This is a genomic window from Paraburkholderia sp. EB58 (assembly GCF_050436665.1).
GTDB lineage: Bacteria > Pseudomonadota > Gammaproteobacteria > Burkholderiales > Burkholderiaceae > Paraburkholderia.
The window spans coordinates 1-1,956 of record NZ_JBNDMQ010000097.1; the positions used below are offsets into that span (position 1 = coordinate 1).

1 protein-coding gene is annotated in these 1,956 nt (G+C 63.3%); it reads left to right on the forward strand.

The window, feature by feature from the left end:
- Window positions 1-147: 147 nt before the first annotated feature.
- Entirely contained in the window at window positions 148-1,887 is a 1,740-nt protein-coding gene (locus P3T40_RS44865; RefSeq protein WP_429274083.1) for an IS1634 family transposase, read from the forward strand.
- The last annotated feature ends 69 nt before the right edge of the window (window positions 1,888-1,956 follow it).

Genomic DNA, 1,956 nt, shown 5'->3' on the forward strand with positions numbered 1-1,956 from the left:
CCGAAGTTTGAACACCTGAAACACTGCTGAGCAAGAAGTGGCGCGCCTTTGCGCCATTTTTTGTGTCTTAAATGTTCCCATGTAAATGGTACGTTTTCGACGAGATTTCACCTTGATTTACCGGGTATGTTGTCTATTCTTTAGCCCATGTATATCGAGACCATCCGGAACCGAAACTCCCCACCCGCGATCCTCCTGCGTGAGGGCTATCGTGAGGGCGGCAAGGTCGTCAAACGCACAATCGCCAATCTGTCCCATTGGGATGCACAACTCATCGAGCACTTGCGCATTCTGCTCAAGGGCGGCGTCGCGGTTGAGTCACCCCAGGCGCTGATGAGCATCGAGCGGTCGCTGCCGCATGGCCATGTGGCCGCCGTGTTGGGGATCGCACGGCGCTGCGGCCTGGCCAGGCTGCTTGATCCCGCGCCCGCCCCGGTGCACTCGCTGGTGCTGGCCCTGGTGGTGGCGCGCGTGCTGGAGCCGGGCTCCAAGCTCGCCACCTGGCGTAACTTGCAACCGGAGTGTGCAACTCATTCGCTGTCGCAGGTGCTGGGCCTCGGCTCGTTCGAGGCTGAGCGGCTCTACGCCGCCCTGGATTGGCTCGGCGAGGCGCAGCCGCGCATCGAGCGCAGTCTGGCGCGCCAGCATCTGAGCGATGGCGTGCTGGTGCTCTATGACCTCACCTCGACGTGGGTCACCGGCCGGCACTGCGCGCTCGCCCGCTACGGCTACTCGCGTGACGGCAAACGCGATGACCCGCAGATCGTGTTTGGCTTGCTGTGCGCCGCCGACGGCTGTCCGGTGGCAGTCGAAGTGTTTGCCGGCAACACCGCCGATCCTGCCACGCTGGCCGCGCAGATCGACAAGCTCAAGGAGCGCTTTGGTCTGTCACAGGTCGTGTGGGTGGGGGACCGCGGCATGATCACCAGCGCGCGGATCGAACAGGTGCTGCGTCCGGCGGGCATGAGCTGGATCACCGCGCTGCGCTCGCCACAGATTGCCGAGCTACTCGAGGACCGAGGCCCCTGGCAGCCCTCGCTGTTCGACGAGCGCGGCCTGATCGCGCTAGACAGCGCGCGCTATCCAGGCGAGCGGCTGGTGGTCTGCCGCAACCCGGCGTTGGCCGAGGAGCGCGCCAGAAAGCGAGCCGAGCTGCTGGCGGCCACCGAAGTGGAACTGGCCGCGATCGCGCAGGCCACTGCGCGCACCCGCAATCGCCTGCACGGCCAGGACAAGATTGGCTTGCGCGTGGGTCGCGTGATCGAGCGCTACCGGATGGCCAAGCACTTCGAGCTGGAGATCACCGAGACCAGCTTTACGTTCACCCGCAAGCAGGAACAGATCGATGCCGAAGCCGCGCTTGATGGACTCTATGTACTACGGACCAATGTGCCCAGCGAACGGCTCTCCGACGCCCAGACAGTCCTGGCCTACAAAAGCCTGGCGCAGGTCGAGCGGGCCTTCCGCTCGATGAAGACTGTCGATCTGCACGTGCGTCCGATCTATCACTTCAGCGAGTCGCGTGTGCGCGCGCACGTGTTTTTATGCATGCTGGCCTACTATGTCGAATGGCATCTGCGCGAGGCCCTCAAGCCCCTGCTTCATGACGATGAGGACCTGGCAACGCGGCGTGATCAGCGCCCCAATCCGGTGATGCCGACGCCGCGCTCCGAGGGGGCCAGCGCCAAAGCCGCGCGCCATCGTACCGACGATGCGCTACCTGTGCACAGCCTGCATACGCTCCTGCAAGACCTCGCCACCTTGACTTACAACATCACTTTTACGCCGGTCAATCCACAGGCGAAGATCGTCATCACAACCCGCCCCACACCATTGCAGAGCAAAGCCTTTGCGCTGCTCGGCATCGACCCCGTCTGTTCCCAGTAGCCAACCCCTTCGTCTCGAAAATCTCTCGGCGCTTCAACAGGTTAGATCGGGCGCCGTGTCAAACTTCGG

Bases quoted from the DNA above. Each gene is read 5' to 3' on its own strand.
- P3T40_RS44865 (WP_429274083.1), top strand. From the start codon at position 148: ATGTATATCGAGACCATCCGGAACCGAAACTCCCCACCCGCGATCCTC.